The following is a 16,551-nucleotide window of genomic DNA, read 5'->3' on the forward strand; positions in this document are numbered from 1 at the left end:
TGGCAATCGCCAATAGGCCCGCAAGCCCGGCGAGACAAGCCCCTGCGGTCAAGGCAACTGTAGCCACGATCCGGCGGCCAAAGACCTTGTTCGAACGAGGTGACCCGACTGACATCGATTGGGACTTGGCGAATTATCCGGCGTTTGCTTTGAGGCCGGCAGCTTCGATGCCGGCCAACGCGCAAATTTCGTCATTGTCTGACGTGTCGCCGCTGACGCCGACCGCGCCGAGCAGAACACCGTCGCCCATGATCAACACGCCGCCGGGCACCGGTACGAGCCGGCCCTGCGCCATCGTGTTCGCTGCATCAATGAAGTAGGCCTGCTCCTGGGCGCGCTGATACAGCGCACGCGAGCCCATGCCCATTGCGAGGGCGCCATAGGCTTTGCCATGGGCGATCTCGGCGCGCATCAGGCTGGTGCCGTCTTGCGCAGCGGCGATCTTGAGCACGCCACGCGCATCGAGGACGGTGACGACGAGCGGCTTCAGCTTCAGTTCGCCCGCCTTGGCGAACGCGGCGTCGAGGATCTTGCGGGCGGTGTCGAGCGTGAGGTCAGCCATTGCTGGATTCCTTTGTTATGAAAGTGGGATTGGTTTCGGCGCGATCGAGGCTGCTCGCCAGAACGCGGGCGACGTGAAGCGCCTCGCGGCTAGCGCCGTCGTGGATCTGGTGGCGGCAGGAGGTGCCGTCGGCGATGACGAGCGTGGACGGATCAGCCTTCCGCACCGCCGGCAGCAGTGAGAGTTCGGCCATTTCGATCGAGGCGTCGTAGGTATCGGCGCCATAGCCAAAAGCACCCGCCATGCCGCAGCAGCTCGACTCAATGGTCTCAACCTTGAGGCCGGGCACGAGACGCAACACCTGCTCGACCGGTTTGAAGGCGCCGAAGGATTTTTGATGGCAATGGCCGTGCACGACGGCCTTCTCGGCGATGGTCCCGAGCGGCAATTGCAGCCGGCCGGCTTCGGCTTCGCGGACCAGGAATTCCTCGAAGGTCAGCGCATGCGCCCCGACGGCCTTGGCGTCGTTGTCCTTGCGCAGGGAAGCCAGCTCGTCGCGCAGCGTCAGCAGGCAGCTCGGCTCGAGGCCGACGATCGGCACGCCGCGCGCGGCAAAGGGCGCGAAAGCCGCAACGAGACGGTCAAGCTCGTACCTCGCCTCGTCGACCAGACCGGCGGAGAGGAAGGTGCGGCCGCAGCAGAGCGGGCGGGTGCCAGCCGTTGGCTTGGGCAGATGCACGCGATAGCCGCCGGCCGTCAGCACGCGCAGCGCGGCGTCGAGATTTTCGCGTTCGTAGATGCGGTTGAAGGTGTCGGCGAAGAGAACGACTTCGCGGCCGGTTTCCGGCCCGACGCTGTCAGTTGGCGGCACAAAGACGTCGCTGCGGAAGGCGGGTAGCGCGCGGCGGGCGCTTATGCCGGCAAAGCGTTCGAACAGCTTTCGCAGCAATGGACTGTGGTTGCGCAAATTGGCGAGCGGTGCAAACCGCGCGGCGAGACCGGCGTAGCGCGGCAGGTAGCCGACCAATCGATCGCGCAAGCTCAGGCCGTGCGAGGCGACGCGTGCGGCCAGCACCTCGATCTTCATCTTGGCCATGTCGACGCCAACTGGGCATTCGTGGCGGCAGGCCTTGCAGGAGACGCAAAGCTTCAGCGTCTCCATCATCTCGTCCGAGGACAGCGCGTCGGGGCCGAGCTGGCCTGAGATCGCGAGCCGCAGCGTATTCGCGCGGCCGCGTGTGACGTCCTTCTCGTTGCGCGTGGCGCGGTAGGATGGGCACATCACGCCGCCCTCGAGCTTGCGGCAGGCGCCGTTGTTGTTGCACATCTCGACCGCGCCCTGGAAACCACCGCCGGCGCCGGGATAGGCGGACCAGTCGAGCTTTGTCCTCAGCTCGGTGACGCGATAGTCGGGCTTGAAGCGGAACAGCGAGCGGTCGTCCATTTTGGGCGCGTCGACGATCTTGCCGGGATTGAGCACACCGTCGGGATCGAAGCGCCTTTTCACCGCGCGGAAGTCGGCGACTAGTCGCTCGCCGAACATGCTCTCGTGGAATTCGGAGCGCACCAGGCCGTCGCCATGCTCGCCGGAATGCGAGCCCTTGTACTCGCGCACCAGCGCGAAGGCCTCCTCGGCGATGGCGCGCATCGCCTTGACGTCCGTGTCCAGCTTGAGGTTCAGGACCGGCCGCACATGCAGGCAACCCTCGGAGGCGTGCGCATACATCGTGCCGCTGGTGCCGTGCCTGGCAAACACCTCGTTCAGGCGCTGAGTGTAATCGGCCAGATGCGGCAGCGGCACGGCACAGTCCTCGACGAAGGAGACCGGCTTGCCCTCCTGCTTCATCGACATCATGACGTTGAGGCCCGCGGCGCGGAAATCGGCGATACCGCTTTGCAGCGCCGGCTCTGTTATCTCGACCACGCCGCCCCATTTGCGCGGCTCGTTGCTCCAGCCGAAGCCGAGATCGCCCATCAGCTCGGTGAGCTGCTCGAGGCGCGCGAGGTTGTCAGCCTGATCCTCTTCGGCGAACTCGACCACCAGCACCGCATCCGGATCGCCCTTGATGGCCGTGTTGATGATCGGCTTGAACATCGCGATATCACGGCCGAGCGCAATCATGGTGCGATCCACCAGCTCGACCGCGATCGGCTTCAACTTGACCAGGTGCTGGGCCGCATCCATCGCCTCGTAGAAGCTGCCGAAATGGCAGACGCCGAGCGCCTTGTTGCGGATCACGGGCCAGAGCTTCAGCTCGACCTTGGTGGAGAAGGCGAGGGTGCCTTCGGAGCCGACCAGCAGATGCGCCATGTTATTGCGCGCGTTGCGCGGCACCAGCGCATCGAGATTGTAACCGCCGACGCGGCGCTGCACTTTTGGGAAGCGGGCCGCGATCTCGTCGGCTTCGCGCATCCCGAGATCGAGCATGTCGCGGAACAGCGAGCGCACGCTGTCGCCGGCATCGCTATCCGAGAGGTCACGCGAGACCTCGCCGAACCGACTCAGCGTGCCGTCGGCGAGTGAAGCCTCCAGCGACAGCGTATTGTCGCGCATCGTGCCGTAGCGAAGCGAGCGGCCGCCGCAGGAGTTGTTGCCGGCCATGCCCCCGATGGTGGCGCGCGAGGCCGTGGAGACGTCGACCGGAAACCACAGGCCGTGCTTTTTGAGCTGGCGGTTGAGGTCGTCGAGCACGATGCCGGGCTCGACCACGCAGGTGCGGCCCGCAACGTCGAGCGACAGGATCCTGTTGAGATGCTTCGAAAGGTCGACCACGAGGCCGTCATTGACCGTCTGGCCGCACTGCGAGGTGCCGCCGCCGCGCGGGGTGACCTTCACCCCCTCGTCGCGGGCGATCGCCAGGGCTCGCAGGGCCTCGTCCATGGTTTTGGGCACGACCACGCCCGTGGGCATGATCTGGTAGAACGAGGCGTCGGTGGCGTAGCGGCCGCGGCTGAAGCCGTCGAACAGGACGTCGCCGGTGATTTCCCGGGCCAGACGGGCCGCCAGGCCGTCCTTTGGGGCCGATTTCGATGATTTTCCAGCCGCTTCCGCTGCCATGATCCGCTTTCGTCTGTTCGCCGGCTCCGTCTTGCCTCCCGTCACGGCCCTTGGCAAGCGAGCCCTGCTTCTTGCGCATTGACGGACCTCGCCGGGCGAGCGACAAGCCCGGCGAATAGTGATATGCGAGCGGCTCGCGACAGCCCCGAATTAGGGACGCCGACGCTAACGCCGAGACAAGCTTCAAAGACCGGGAAGGACGCCTATGACCGTGCACACTGGAAGGCATTTTCTCCAGATTCCAGGACCGACCAACGTGCCCGACCGCGTGTTGCGGGCAATGGACATGCCGACGCTGGACCATCGCGGTCCGGAGTTCGCCGAGCTCGGTTTTGCGGTCCTCGCCTCGCTGCAGCGGGTGTTCCGCACCAAGCAGCCCGTGATCATCTTCCCCTCGTCGGGCACCGGCGCCTGGGAGGCGGCGATGGTCAACGTGTTCGCCCCCGGTGACAAGGTGTTGATGTGCGAGACCGGCCAGTTCGCCGTGCTGTGGCGCGGCATCGCGGGCAAGTTCAAGCTCGATGTCGACTTCATCCCGAGCGACTGGCGCCATGGTGCCGACCTCGCCGAGATGGAGAAGCGCCTTGCCGCCGACAAGCAGCACGCCATCAAGGCGGTCTGCGTCGTCCACAACGAGACCTCGACCGGCTGCGTGACGCCGCCGCTGGAGGTGCGCAAGCTGCTCGACCGCGTCAAGCATCCGGCGCTGCTGATGGTCGACACCATCTCCGGCCTCGGCTCGATGGAATATGAGCACGACGCCTGGGGCATCGACGTCTCGGTCGCGGGCTCGCAGAAGGGCCTGATGCTGCCGCCCGGCCTCGGCTTCAACGCCGTCTCCGAGAAGGCGCTCAACGTCGCCAAGGCCAATCCCGGCATGCGCTCCTACTGGGACTGGCAGGAAGTGATCAGCTTCAACAAGCTCGGCACCTTCCCCTATACGCCTGCGACCAATCTGCTCTACGGCCTGCGGGAAGCGGTGAAGATGCTCGAGGAGGAAGGCCTCGAGAATGTCTGGTCCCGCCACAAGCGCCACAGCGCGGCGACGCGCGCGGCGGCCAAGGTCTGGGGCCTGGAGACGCAATGCGTCGATCCCGCCGCGCATTCGCCGGCGCTGACCGGCGTACGCGTGCCCGATGGCTTCGACGCCGACGCCTTCCGCAAGGTGGTGCTGGAAAACTTCGACATGTCGCTCGGCACCGGCCTGAACAAGGTCAAGGGCAAAGTGTTCCGCATCGGCCATATCGGCCATTTGAACGATCTGATGCTGATGGGCACGCTCGCCGGCGTCGAGATGGGCCTGGATCTTGCAAAGATTCCGCACCGGGGCGGCGGCGTATTGGCGGCCATGGACGTCCTGAAGGGACGTGACGCGGTGCCGATGGCCAAGGCCCAAGTGGCTTGAACGATCTGACCTGAAGAAGAAGTGAGCGCGCGATGAACGCACCGGCGACGACCAACGAAGACCTGCTCTACTCCGTCACTGATGGCATCGCGCGGATCACCTTCAACCGTCCCCAGGCGCGCAACGCCATGACCTTCGCCATGTATGATCGCATGGCGGAGATCTGCCAGGAGATCAACGCCGACCGTTCGATCAAGGCGCTGATTCTCACCGGCGCCGGCGACAAGGCGTTTGCGTCAGGCACCGACATTTCCCAGTTCCGCGCCTTCAAGACGGCGCAGGACGCGCTCGACTACGAGGCGCGGATCGACCGCGTGCTCGGCACGCTCGAACAGTGCCGCGTGCCCGTGATCGCGGCCATTGCGGGGGCTTGCACCGGCGGCGGCGCCGGTATCGCCGCCTGCTGCGATCTTCGCATCGGCACCGAAACGACGCGCATGGGCTTTCCGATCGCACGCACGCTCGGCAACTGCCTGTCGATGTCCAACATCAGCCGCGTCGTCGCGCTGGTCGGCCCGGCCCGCACCAAGGACCTGATCTTCAGAGCGCGCCTGGTCGAAGCGCAGGAAGCGCTATCGCTCGGCCTGCTCACCGAAATCGTGCCTGACGTCGAGACGCTGCAGCGCCGCGCGGACGAGACCGCAAAGCTGGTCGCGAGCCATGCGCCGCTGACGCTGGAGACGACCAAGGAAGCGGTGCGCCGCATCCGGCCCACGCTGTCGCGCGAACAGGGCGAGGACCTCATCCTCAAAGCCTATATGAGCGAAGATTTCCGCGAGGGCATGGACGCCTTCCTCAACAAGCGTGCGCCAAACTGGAAGGGCAAATAGCCTGCCAACTTTAAACAACAAACCTGGTGCTATCGGGTTATAGATCCTTCCTAGTGCCGATATCATTCCACTACGCCTATGTCTGGCGAATTTCGGCAGGCAGCTGCATCAATGAGCCACACCTCATCTGAACTCTGGAGCAACTCGACAATAAGTGCAGCGAGGCTTGCAATGTTGCGGTGAGTGGCGCTTCAGAACCACGGAGCTTTCGGCACGCCTGAAAAAATTATTGATTCCAACCAAGAACTTCGGCGCGTAACCGGACGATTTAATACCCTGTTTGGCGTGGAGCTCAATTTGACCGGCGGTGATACCAAGGTGCTCGTCCACACATGGCTTCAGATTCTGCACCCTCAAAAGGCAGAAGTTTTGGCGCCACTCCTGTATCTTTCACGTCTTTTGGGTGGCCGAATCGACCAGAGCGTATGATGAAATCGCCTCGCGTAGTTAGACTCTCTCCATTGTCGACAACGGCGACTTCGATCTCAACGTCTCCAAATCGAACGAAGCGTTAACGCCTCGCTTGTGGCATGCGTCTGGCCCAACGGGCCTTGGCGGCTTTCCGAGCTATTTCCCGCCGCTCGACGTCTGATAGCGAGGCTGCTCTCGCGATGCCGCCAGCGGCTCGAGCGGGAACTCCCCAATGCACTTTTCGTCGTGTCCTCCGCCCCTCGTGGTCGTGGTCCAAACTTACCTTCCTACGCATATTCATGCTTCAGCAATATTGACAGATTAGAAAATTGCAACCCTCCAAAAATGAGCTTACTGGGGCGCGCCAATTTACGAAGCGAGCAACGCCGGATCATTTAGTATGGTCTTAACCAATTCAGGTGAGGCGCACTGCCAAACTGCTGTGCAAAATGCTTTCAGCATCACGTCCTGGCACCTAATTTCTGGAACCGGCTGAAATCTTGCCGCGAGAGCCTGGGCAACACTGAGTGCCTGGTATATATCCTGTTCCCGGTAGAGCTTTAGACCAAAGACGCTTCCCAACAACCCGCCCCAAAAGCTGGGCTTGTGAGAACGTATTAAAACGCCCCTCCTGCCGACAGAGATCCAACAAGCGTCCCCGCTCTCGAGGATGATCGTCGCGTCGTGGCCGAATTTTTCGTTGATGTAAAGCAGTCGTGGCATCAGTTCATCACTCCAGCCGCTTCATTTCGGAAATGCCATTTAGTCGATACGACTTAACGAGGACTTCTGTGGGCCCATTAAGACCATTGACTACTTTCTCCGTACCTCGGGTCGAATGGGTCGCTTGCCATTTAGTTGCACTAAGCGTGTCTCGTTTCAAACCCCATCCAGAGTCAAGTTCGGACAGTTTGCACTAGGCTGAATTCGACAGCACAATCATCGCTGAACTTCCAATTTAGACAAGCCCGTGCAGGGCCAGGTGACCGTGACGGCCGGTATCGCCGCTGCTGCGATCTTCGCATCGGCACCGAAACGATGCGCATGGGCTTTCCGATCGCACGCACGCTCGGTAGCTGCCGGTCGATGTCCAACATCAGCCGCGTCGTCGCGCTGGTCGGCCCGGCCCGCTCACCGAAATCGTGCCTGACGTCGAGACGCTGCAGCGCCGCGCGGACGAGACCCCCAAGCTGGTCGCGAGCCATGCGCCGCTGACGCTGGAGACGACCAAGGAAGCGGTGCGCCGCATCCGGCCCACGCTGTCGCGCGAACAGTTCCTCAAAGCCTATATGAGCGAAGACTTCCGCGAGGGCGTGGACGCTTTCCTCAACAAGCGCACGCCGGTCCGGAAGGGCAAATAGCGCCCGCGCGGTGCTTTTCGCGCCGCTGCTTTGTGGTGGCGCGACAGGCGAAGCGTTCACGACGTCAACCGTCAGTCGTTTCCCGCACTGCACTTGCGATAAATCCGTTCGGCGGTTCCTTTCCTCGGAACCGCAGACCTGCGCCTGCCGTTCTCTGCGTTCACGTTGACGACACAGCGAGCTCGGGCATAAGATCGTGGAGGTTGCATTCCACCGTTCCGTTTTTTGAGACAGCGGGCCCGGTGATACCAAGTCAACTCGAATTGGGCGATATGAGTGATGCGTGCTGCAACCGGACGTCATTGAAGTGAAATTGAACTGAAAAACTAGCCAAGTACGTTCGACGACGCGGGCCGCGCCAAATTCATTGCTGATGACCATCCCGACGCCAGCACGGCCTCGCGAACAAGCCAAGACTCCTAAAACAAGACTCTTAAACCTGGACTGACAGGGCTTTTAAGTCAGGAAGGCTGAGGCACGTCCGATTTCTCGGACCGATTAGTCGCGTCGCCGTGTCCTCAATGCGGCGGCGCCTTCGTGGGCAAACGCAGGCAGGGATTCTCCATGACCAATCATACGCCGGTTTTCACCTCGTCGTCCGCGACGGGCAGCTTCACCGAATTTGCCGACACCACCGATTCGGCGGCGCTGCACACGCTGTCGGGCACGATGAACTTCAAGGATAGCGACAAGACCGACACCCACACGACGTCGGCGCTGCTGCAATCGGCAGTGCTGTCCAGTGGTACGATCATTCCGGCAACGTCACTGGCGGATTTCCAGACCGCGATGCAATCGCAGATTCTCAGCGATTCCAACGGCTCGGGTCAGCTCAAATGGAATTTCAGCGACGCTGACGACGATTTCGATTTTCTCTCCAAGAATCAGACGCTGACGCTGACCTACGACATCACGGTCTCCGACAATCACGGCGGCACCGCGATCCAGACCGTCAGGGTCGTCGTGACCGGCACCGACGACAAGCCTGTCTTCAACATGACCACGATGGCGACAGTCACCGAGCAGGCCAACCAGACGCTGTCGCTGTCGCCGGACACCGTCCACGTTGCGCTGAATTTCACCGACGACGATCTCACCAACACCGGCTATACCGCGTCGGTGATCGGCGTCTCCGCCTCCGGGGCCACCGCGGGCCTGTTGTCGGGCCCGCTCGGCGCCGCCGAGCTGATGGCGTTCTACCACGTCGACAACGTCGTCAAGAATTCCGGCTCGAGCGCCGGCACCATCAACACCACGTTCTCGGCACCCGATCTCGCGTTCGACTATCTCGCGGCGGGACAGCATCTCGACATCACCTACACCGTGCAGCTCGACGATCACGCCGGCGGGGCCTCGACGCAGACGGTCACGGTCACCGTGGTCGGCAGCAACGACAAGCCGGTGTACCTGTCGTGTCCGGAATCCGCCGCGCTGACCGAGGACCAGAATGTCGATCCGTCCGGCAATCTGACCGCGCGCGGCGATCTGTTCTTCGGCGACGTCGACCTCGCCGACGCGCACACCGTCTCGACCACGGTCAGCGCGTCGCGTTCGGGGGGCGGCGCGATCCCGCTGACGAACGCAGAACTGCTGGCCGCGTTCGGCACCTCGCTCGAGGATTCGACCGACCACGTGCTCGGTGAGGTCGACTGGAATTTCGCGCTTGCCAATGCCGCGACCAATTTCCTCAGTGGCGGCGAGAAGCTGACGCTGGTCTACCATGTCACGGTCGACGACGGCCACGGCGGCACCGCCACGCAGGACGTCACCGTCACCATTCTCGGCGTCAACCATCCCGTCGTCATCACCAGTGGTCCGGAATCCGCAGCCGTTGCCGAGCAGGATGCCACCACGGGCTCGTCGACACCGGACACGACGCCGACCACACCGGCCGGCACGCTCGCCTTCACCGACCAGGACACCAGCGACACGCACACCGTGACGGTGGCGCTCGACTCCACCTCCGGGCCGACGCCGCCGGCCGCCACGCAGGCCGATCTTGCCGCTGCGCTGACGACGGTGCTGCACGATTCCACCGGCACCGGCTCCGGCAGCATCGACTGGAATTTCGCGATTGCCGACAAGGACCTCGATTATCTCGCCTTCAACGAGACGCTGACGGTGAACTACGACATCAAGGTCGCGGACGGCTCGACCAGCTCGATGCAGACCGTTTCCCTCGTGATCACCGGCGCCAATGATGCGCCGGTGATCACCAGTGGCTCGCAGAGCGCATCGCTCTCCGAGCAGCCAGGTGTAACCGGTTCGAGCGCGCTCGACTCCACGAGCCCGGTTCCGACCGGGACGTTGAGCTTCAATGATGCCGATCTGTCAGACGTCCACTCGGTGAGTGCCGGGCTCAATTCGGCGGTGTGGTCGACTTCTGCGGACGTGCCCACCCAGACCCTGACCGATCTCCAGACGGCGCTGACAACCGTGCTGCACGATTCAACGGGAACCGGCGCAGGCGGCATCGACTGGACCTTCCGTATTCCGGATGCCGATCTCGATTTCCTCAGCCTGGGCGAGACGCTCACCGTGCAATATAACGTCGCAGTCATGGACGAATCAACGAGTTCGTCCCAGACTGTGACTGTTACAATCGACGGCGCGTCGGACGCTTTCGTGGTAAACCCGTTCACGGTGCACGCGTCGGAGACTTCGTCGCCGGATGCGGGCGTGGCGCTCGCGGCTGGAACGATCGATGATCTGACACCTCCGGTCGATTTGAGCACACCTAAGACAATCGTTGCGGTCAGTGGCAGCAGCGCCAATGTCGGCGAGCCCGTTGCGGGCAGTTATGGATCACTGATCATGGGGACGGACGGCTCTTACGGCTACGTCGCCAGTTCGGCCATCGATCCTCTCCAGATTGGTGACCATGTCACCGACCAGTTCAACGTCACGATCGATGACGGCCATGGCCATCAGGCCACGACCACGCTGACATTCGACATTGCGGGCGCGGACGACCGTCCGGTCATCACGGGCGGAAGCATTACAGGATCCGTCACGGAGGACGCGGGTGCGCCTGCGATCATCAATGGAGGTTTCGAGACCGGCGACCTAACCGGGTGGACCGTAAGCGGCTCGATCCACATCGTACAGTATGAAATTGGCAGCACTTACGGCCACTATTCAGCTCATCTCGCAGCGTCGGGCGGCACGCTCTCCCAGAACATTGCGACGACCTCGGGGCAGCATTACTTCGTCAGCTTCGATCTCATCGGCGATGCCGATGCGACGCACGCGCCGTTCGCGGTGACCTGGGCCGGAACAACTTTGGTGAATCTCGCGGAGGTGCAGCCCGGCGTCTATCACTATGCTTTCGACGTTGTCGGCGATCCCTCGAGCACGACGCTGCAGTTCAGCTATGGCGACGACGCAGCCGGCATGATCCTGGACAATGTCAACGTCAACCCAGCGACCGGACCTGCCACTGCGACCACGTCTGGCGCAATCTCGTTCTCGGACGTCGAGACTGGAGATACCCACGGTGCGAACGCGGTTGCGCTCGGCAGCGGCTATGTCGGCACGTTCACGCTCGATCCTGTGATCGAGTCCTCCGGCACCGGTTCTGTTGGCTGGCATTTCACAGTGAACAATGCGGATATCCAATTCCTTGGGCAGGGACAGACGCTGACCCAGGATTATCTGGTGACCGTGGCCGATGATCACGGCGGATCCACCGTGCAGGATGTCACCATCACGCTCAATGGGACCAACGACGCGCCGACCGCAGTGAGCGACAACGTGGTCAGCAACGCAGGTGCAGGCGGTGTGGTAGACATCCCGTCCTGGGCATTGGCGTTGAATGACACCGATCCCGACAGCACAGATCACGTGTCGGTCGGTGCTATCACCGGCAACTCTGGCGGCACCGCGGTCGTCGCCGGCGATACTTTCTTCATCGACGACGCAACGGCCGGTGGTTCGTTCGACTACACCGCCTTCGACGGGATCACGAACAGCAACAACAGCGCGACGGTCACGGTCAGCAACAACGCGACGACGGCCACGACCCTGACTGCCGCCAGCGGCGGCAGCATCCTCCTTGCTACCCAGGGCAATGAGACGATAAACGGGGGAGCCGGTAACGACATTCTGGTGACCAGTAGCCTGGGCAACCATGTGCTAACCGGTGGCGGGGGCGACGACATTTTTGCGTTCCGACTGCCACCCGCCAATCCCAACCAGATCACGGACTTCAACGACACCATAGAGCACGATCGCATCGCCATTTCCGCGAGCAATTTCGGCGGCGGCATCACGGCCGGAATGGACGTGAATTCGACCTTCGAGACCTCGGCCGATAACGCTTTCTCCGGCGCGGCTGAATTCCACTTCGACACCGGCAACCAGACGCTCTATTTCAGCGCGGACGGCACGCAAGGCTCGGCGATCGCGGTCGTGGCGGTCCAGGCTGGCGCCGTGATTAATCCGCACGACATCCTGGTCGTCTAGCCGCACACATCGGCTTTGCTGGAAGCGCGCGGGCTCCGCAAGGGGCCCGCGCTTTTTTGCCGGGCCCGCCGCGCTTGCAATCGATCTCATTCCAAAGTCATAGGAGGGGCGGCGCCGGGCGGCTTGAACTGGCAGGCGTTCGCCCGCACAATGCCGGTCGTCTCTGGCTTTCACGAATTGCCAATCCGAACAAGAACATAGACAAGAATCTGGAGTCAACGCGCGTGGGACATGGAATGAAGGCCGCAGCTACGCTGCTCGCTGCGCTTTGGGTGGCGCCAGCAGTCGCGGGCTGGGAACCGACCAAACCCGTCGAGATCGTGGTGGCGGCGGGCGCGGGGGGCGCCTCCGATCAAATGGCGCGGATGATGCAGGCCGCGATCCAGAAGAACAATCTGATGAAGCAGCCCATGGTGGTCTCACTCAAGGGTGGTGCGTCGGGCGCCGAAGCGCTGATGTACATGAAGTCCAGCGAGGGCGACCCGAACAAGGTGCTGATCGCCTATTCGCTGATCTACATGCTGCCGCTCTCGGCCAAGATCCCGTTCAACTGGCGCGAGCTGACCCCGGTCTCGGTGATCGCGCTCGACCAGTTCGTGCTGTGGGACAACAGCGCCGGCCCGAAGACGGTGAAGGAGTTCGTCGCGGCTGCAAAGGCTGCGAGCTCGCCGTTCAAGATGGGCGGCACCGGCTCCAAGCGCGAGGATCACGTGCTGACCGTGTTCCTGGAGCAGAAGACCGGCGCCAAGTTCTCCTATCTGCCCTACAAGTCCGGCGGCGAGGCCGCGACCCAGCTGGTTGGCAACCACACCGAATCCAACGTCAACAATCCATCCGAAAATCTCGAAGTCTGGCGGGCCGGCCAGGTGCGTCCGCTCTGCGTGTTCGACAAGGAGCGCATTTCCTACACGGCCAAGGTGACGGACACGCAGTCCTGGGCCGATATTCCGACATGCAAGGAGGAGGGCGTCGACGTCCAGTACCTGATGCTGCGCGCGATGTTCCTGCCCGGCAATGTCACGCCGGAGCAGCAGGCGTTCTATGTCGAGCTGTTCCACAAGGTGACTCAGACCGCCGAATACAAGGAATACATGGAAAAGCAGGCGTTGAAGCCGATCTTCCTCGCCGGCAAGGACATGGTGCAATTCCTCGAGGAGGACGACGCCCAGAACAAGTCACTGATGATGGAAGCCGGATTCGTCGCCAAATAGCTGTCTTCTTCACCTCGCCCCCGCTTGCGGGGGCGAGACGAGCCAAGCTCGCTCTGCGAGGTCGGATCGCATCGTCAGATGCGATCCAGGTGAGGGGACTCTCCGGGAGTTCAGCTCTCACCGTCCCCGTGGAGGCTCCCCTCACCCTAACCCTCTCCCCGCCGCCGGGCAGAGGGGATTGGCACAGCATTGATGTCCCAAACCGATCTTGAAATCGTCGTCGACGATCCAACCGCGCCTGAAGACAACTCCCCCTCCGTCACGACGACCAGTACCGTCGAAATCATCGTCTGCCTGCTGCTGCTAGGGCTGGCCGCGACCCTCGGCTACGACAATTGGCGCACCGGTGCCTCCTGGGATTCGACCGGGCCGGAGCCCGGCTATTTCCCGTTTTATCTCTCCCTCGTCCTCGGCGGCGCCAGCCTCTATGGCCTGATCGTCGCTCTGCGGGCGCGCCGCGCGCCTCCCGAAATATTCGTCACGCGCGCGCAGGCGCGTCGCGTGCTGGCGGTGTTTGTGCCGACGCTGCTGTTCTGCCTGGTGACGCAATTCCTCGGCCTCTACGTCGCGAGCTTTCTACTGATCGCGGGATTCATGCGCGCGATCGGCAAGATCGCGCTTTGGAAGTCGCTGCTCACCGCTCTCGTGTTCACGGCGATCATGTTCGTCACCTTCGACCTCGCCTTCGACGTCATCATGCCGAAAGGGCCGCTCGAAGCGGCCTTCGGCTACTAGGCGGGCCTTACGCGATGGAAGCTCTTGGTCTCCTGCTTCACGGCTTCGCCGTCCTGCTGACGTGGAAAACGCTCGTGCTGATGATGGTCGGGCTCGTGCTCGGCATCTTCGTCGGCGTGCTCCCCGGCCTTGGCGGGCCCAACGGCGTCGCCATCCTGTTGCCGCTCACCTTCACGATGGACCCGACCTCGGCGATCGTGATGCTGTCCAGTATCTATTGGGGCGCGCTGTTCGGGGGCGCCATTACCTCGATCCTGTTCAACATTCCCGGCGAAGCCTGGTCGGTCGCGACCACGTTCGACGGCTACCCGATGGCGCAGCAGGGCAGGGCGGCCGAGGCGCTGACCGCAGCGTTCACCTCGTCCTTCATCGGCTCGCTGGTCGCGGTGCTGCTCATCACCTTCCTCGCGCCGATGATCTCGTCCTTTGCGCTGAAGTTTGGTCCGCCCGAGTTCTTCGCCGTGTATCTGTTGACGTTCTGCTCCTTCGTCGGATTGGGCCGCGAAGCCAGGCACAAGACCGTCATCTCGATGTCGCTCGGCCTTCTGCTCGCCGGTGTCGGCATGGACACCGTGTCGGGCCAGCTGCGCATGACCTTCGGTTCGGCCGAACTCCTGCGCGGCATCAACTTCCTGGTCGCCGTCATCGGCCTGTTCGGCATCAGCGAGATCCTGCTGACGATGGAGGAACGGCTGGCGCTGCGTGGCCACGCGGCGAGCATCTCGCTGCGCGTGGTGCTCGGCGTATGGAAGGACCTCCCGAAATACTGGGTGACGCTGCTGCGCTCCTCCTTCATCGGCTGCTGGCTCGGCATCACGCCGGGCGGCGCGATCGCGGCGTCCTTCATGGGCTATAATCTGGCAAAGCGCTTCGCCAAGGATCCCGAGAGCTTCGGCAAGGGCCGTATCGAAGGCGTGTTCGCGCCCGAGACCGCCGCACATGCCTCCGGCACCTCGGCACTGCTGCCTATGCTGGCGCTCGGCATCCCCGGCTCCGGCACCGCTGCGATCCTGCTCGGCGGGTTGATGGTGTGGGGGCTCAATCCCGGGCCGCTGCTGTTCGTCGAGCACAAGGATTTCGTCTGGGGTCTGATCGCCTCGATGTATCTGGGCAATGTCGTGGGCCTCGTGCTGGTGTTGACGACGGTGCCGATCTTCGCCTCGATCCTGCGCGTGCCGTTCGCCGCGGTTGCGCCGATGATCTTGGTGTCCTGCGCAATCGGTGCCTACGCGATCCAGAACGCGATGTTCGACATCTGGCTGATGCTCGGCTTCGGTGTCGTCGGCTACGTCTTCAAGAAAATCGGTGTTCCCTTGGCGCCGTTCACGCTGGCGCTCGTGCTGGGCAACCGCGCCGAAGACGCGTTCCGCTTGTCGATGATCGGCGCGGGCGGCGACGTCAAGGTGTTCTGGTCGAACGGTTTGGTCGGTTCGATCACGACGCTGGCGATCGTGCTGCTGTTCTGGCCGGTCATCGACGGGCTGCTCGGTCGCGTCGGCTGGACAAGGGCGACGTCGCGCTGACTTCATAGGAGAATCTTGTTTGAAATCAATTACATGGTGCCCCGGTATGGGCGCCATTTTTGCTCGTTTGTTTCCGGTTGTTGCTGTGGCGGCACAGCCATTGATTGCTTCCGGGCATATATTTTGATCACGAAATCGTGCGGAGGGTTTTCCATGAAGCAGACCGTGATTGGAATGGCAGCGGCGATGTCGCTGTTTGCAACTGGCGCATCGGCTGCGGACCTGGCGGCGAAGCCCTATGTCAAAGCGCCCCCGATGGTCGATCCCGGCTTCAATTGGAGCGGCTTCTATGTCGGCGGCAACGTCGGTTACAGCTGGGGCCGCGAGCGTGACGATGGTACGCTGACTGGTTCGCAAAGCGCGCAGGTCTTTCGTACGGCCGGCCCGACCCCGGTCGGCGGCCCGGTCGTGACGCCGCTGGCGGCGCAGACGATCTGGGGCCGCTCAAACGTCAATGGCGTGCTCGGCGGCGGGCAGTTCGGTTACAACTGGCAGCAAAGCAATTGGCTGTTGGGTCTTGAAGCCGACTTCCAGGGCAGCGACGAGAAGTCGACGAACAATATCTGCTCGGCGATTGGATGTCCCGCGGGCTCGGTGCTGTTTCCGGCCAACTACAACCTCGACTGGTTCGGCACTCTCCGTGGTCGCGTCGGCTGGGTCGCTACCCCGCGCGTGCTGCTGTACGCGACCGGTGGTCTCGCCTACGGACATCTCGGCGCGAGCGCGCCTGCCATGGGTATCAGCTGGGGCGGCACAAAGGCCGGTTGGACGGTCGGCGCCGGTGGCGAGTTCGCGATCGACCGCAATTGGTCCGTCAAGGTCGAATATCTCTACATGGATCTCGGCTCATTCAACGGTGCTTCGGCGTCCGCGACGACGGTCACGAATGCGCTCAACACGCCGGCAACCGGTTTCAATACCGTCACCACGACCACGACGATGAGCAATTTCGGCACGCGCTTCACCGACAACATCGTCCGCGTCGGCGTGAACTACCGTTTCTCGGGACCGGTTGTCGCCAAGTACTGACCGCCTCCGATAGACGCATTGG

At 62.8% G+C, this 16,551-nt stretch carries 10 protein-coding genes and 1 pseudogene; 9 read left to right on the forward strand and 2 right to left on the reverse strand.

Annotation, left to right across the window (positions count from 1 at the left end; all coding sequences use genetic code 11):
- Positions 1-133: 133 nt before the first annotated feature.
- Together XH91_RS11370 and XH91_RS11375 are read right to left on the reverse strand one after the other, a co-directional pair.
- On the reverse strand, positions 134-562 hold the full coding sequence (locus XH91_RS11370; protein ID WP_128950680.1) for a GlcG/HbpS family heme-binding protein: 429 nt from the start codon (positions 560-562) through the stop codon (positions 134-136).
- The gene (locus XH91_RS11375; protein WP_164938260.1) at positions 555-3,560 is read right to left on the reverse strand and encodes an FAD-binding and (Fe-S)-binding domain-containing protein; all 3,006 of its coding nucleotides are present in this window, start codon (positions 3,558-3,560) and stop codon (positions 555-557) included. The genes XH91_RS11370 and XH91_RS11375 overlap by 8 nt, the downstream gene beginning before the upstream one ends.
- Before the next feature lie 205 nt (positions 3,561-3,765).
- Here XH91_RS11375 and XH91_RS11380 point away from each other — a divergent pair, with 205 nt between their 5' ends.
- The 9 genes and pseudogenes from XH91_RS11380 to XH91_RS11420 all read left to right on the forward strand — a co-directional run bounded on the left by XH91_RS11380 (position 3,766) and on the right by XH91_RS11420 (position 16,529).
- On the forward strand, positions 3,766-4,965 hold the full coding sequence (locus XH91_RS11380) for a pyridoxal-phosphate-dependent aminotransferase family protein (RefSeq protein ID WP_128950681.1): 1,200 nt from the start codon (positions 3,766-3,768) through the stop codon (positions 4,963-4,965).
- Positions 4,966-4,997: 32 nt separating this feature from the next.
- Positions 4,998-5,795 carry an enoyl-CoA hydratase/isomerase family protein gene (locus XH91_RS11385; RefSeq protein ID WP_128950682.1) on the forward strand — a complete coding sequence of 266 codons (798 nt, stop codon included), beginning with the start codon at positions 4,998-5,000 and terminating at the stop codon, positions 5,793-5,795.
- A 183-nt stretch (positions 5,796-5,978) separates the two neighbouring features.
- Positions 5,979-6,224, forward strand: coding sequence for a hypothetical protein (locus tag XH91_RS11390; protein WP_128950683.1), 246 nt, complete (start codon positions 5,979-5,981; stop codon positions 6,222-6,224).
- 990 nt (positions 6,225-7,214) lie between these two features.
- Positions 7,215-7,567, forward strand: a pseudogene (locus XH91_RS11395) (Clp protease/crotonase-like domain-containing protein); the annotation flags it as partial.
- Between the two features lie 564 nt (positions 7,568-8,131).
- Entirely contained in the window at positions 8,132-12,031 is a 3,900-nt protein-coding gene (locus tag XH91_RS11400) for a beta strand repeat-containing protein (RefSeq protein ID WP_164938261.1), read from the forward strand.
- Positions 12,032-12,267: 236 nt separating this feature from the next.
- Positions 12,268-13,242 (forward strand): Bug family tripartite tricarboxylate transporter substrate binding protein, encoded by a 975-nt coding sequence (locus tag XH91_RS11405; protein WP_164938262.1) that lies wholly within the window; start codon positions 12,268-12,270, stop codon positions 13,240-13,242.
- Between the two features lie 192 nt (positions 13,243-13,434).
- Positions 13,435-13,977: a tripartite tricarboxylate transporter TctB family protein gene (locus tag XH91_RS11410; protein WP_128950685.1), complete on the forward strand. Its 543-nt coding sequence runs from the start codon at positions 13,435-13,437 to the stop codon at positions 13,975-13,977.
- Positions 13,978-13,991: 14 nt separating this feature from the next.
- On the forward strand, positions 13,992-15,500 hold the full coding sequence (locus tag XH91_RS11415) for a tripartite tricarboxylate transporter permease (protein ID WP_128950686.1): 1,509 nt from the start codon (positions 13,992-13,994) through the stop codon (positions 15,498-15,500).
- 153 nt (positions 15,501-15,653) lie between these two features.
- Positions 15,654-16,529 (forward strand): outer membrane protein, encoded by an 876-nt coding sequence (locus XH91_RS11420; RefSeq protein ID WP_128950687.1) that lies wholly within the window; start codon positions 15,654-15,656, stop codon positions 16,527-16,529.
- The last annotated feature ends 22 nt before the right edge of the window (positions 16,530-16,551 follow it).

Origin of the sequence: Bradyrhizobium guangzhouense, assembly GCF_004114955.1 — a bacterium.
GTDB classification, from domain to species: Bacteria; Pseudomonadota; Alphaproteobacteria; order Rhizobiales; family Xanthobacteraceae; genus Bradyrhizobium; species Bradyrhizobium guangzhouense.

Bases quoted from the DNA above. Each gene is read 5' to 3' on its own strand.
- XH91_RS11380 (WP_128950681.1), top strand. From the start codon at position 3,766: ATGACCGTGCACACTGGAAGGCATTTTCTCCAGATTCCAGGACCGACC.
- XH91_RS11420 (WP_128950687.1), top strand. From the start codon at position 15,654: ATGAAGCAGACCGTGATTGGAATGGCAGCGGCGATGTCGCTGTTTGCA.
- XH91_RS11375 (WP_164938260.1), bottom strand. From the start codon at position 3,560: ATGGCAGCGGAAGCGGCTGGAAAATCATCGAAATCGGCCCCAAAGGAC.
- XH91_RS11385 (WP_128950682.1), top strand. From the start codon at position 4,998: ATGAACGCACCGGCGACGACCAACGAAGACCTGCTCTACTCCGTCACT.
- XH91_RS11400 (WP_164938261.1), top strand. From the start codon at position 8,132: ATGACCAATCATACGCCGGTTTTCACCTCGTCGTCCGCGACGGGCAGC.
- XH91_RS11405 (WP_164938262.1), top strand. From the start codon at position 12,268: ATGAAGGCCGCAGCTACGCTGCTCGCTGCGCTTTGGGTGGCGCCAGCA.
- XH91_RS11370 (WP_128950680.1), bottom strand. From the start codon at position 562: ATGGCTGACCTCACGCTCGACACCGCCCGCAAGATCCTCGACGCCGCG.
- XH91_RS11415 (WP_128950686.1), top strand. From the start codon at position 13,992: ATGGAAGCTCTTGGTCTCCTGCTTCACGGCTTCGCCGTCCTGCTGACG.
- XH91_RS11410 (WP_128950685.1), top strand. From the start codon at position 13,435: ATGTCCCAAACCGATCTTGAAATCGTCGTCGACGATCCAACCGCGCCT.